This is a genomic window from Kytococcus sp. HMSC28H12 (assembly GCF_001816045.1).
Lineage (GTDB): Bacteria > Actinomycetota > Actinomycetes > Actinomycetales > Dermatophilaceae > Kytococcus > Kytococcus schroeteri.
In genome coordinates, this window is sequence record NZ_KV824587.1 from 1 (window position 1) to 646 (window position 646).

1 protein-coding gene is annotated in these 646 nt (G+C 75.5%); it reads right to left on the minus strand.

Annotated elements, in window-relative coordinates; genetic code table 11:
- A partial coding sequence (gene coaE / locus HMPREF3099_RS09210; RefSeq protein ID WP_070705683.1) for a dephospho-CoA kinase occupies nucleotides 1–588 on the minus strand: 588 nt, incomplete at its 3' end.
- Nucleotides 589–646 lie beyond the last annotated feature (58 nt).

The window sequence follows — 646 nt, forward strand, 5'->3', positions numbered from 1 at the left end:
CGGCAGCACGCGCTCGGACCAGGCGCGGTCCACCTGGCCCAGGAGGGCGGCCCGGTCACCGGAGTTGTCCAGGAGCACGTCGGCGACGGCGCGGCGCTGGGCGTCGGTGGCCTGGGCGGCGATGCGGGAGCGGGCCTCCTCGGGAGTCATGCCGCGGTCGCGGACCATGCGCTCGACGCGCAGCTCCTGGGGTGTCTCCACGACGAGGACGAGGTCGAAGTCGTCCGCCTGACCGGTCTCCACGAGGAGCGGGATGTCGTGCACCACTGGGGTGCCGGCGGGGGCCTGCGCCTCGAGCTCGGCGGCGCGGGCGCGGACGCGGGGGTGGATGATCGCCTCGAGGTCGCGGCGGGCGGCGTCGTCGGAGAAGACGACGGCGCCCAGGGCGGGACGATCCAGGGAGCCGTCGGGGGCCAGGACGGACTCGCCGAAGCGGGCGGTGACCTCGGCGAGCCCCGGCGTGCCCGGCTCGACGACCTCGCGGCTCAGCCGGTCGGAGTCGATGACGACCGCGCCCAGCTCCGCGAGGCGGCGGGCGACGGTGGACTTTCCGGCGGCGATTCCCCCGGTGAGCGCAATGCGGTGCATGGCGGCCATGCTAGGAGGCTCGGTCGGGGTGGGCATGGGGCCGGTGTGGTGGGTGTCA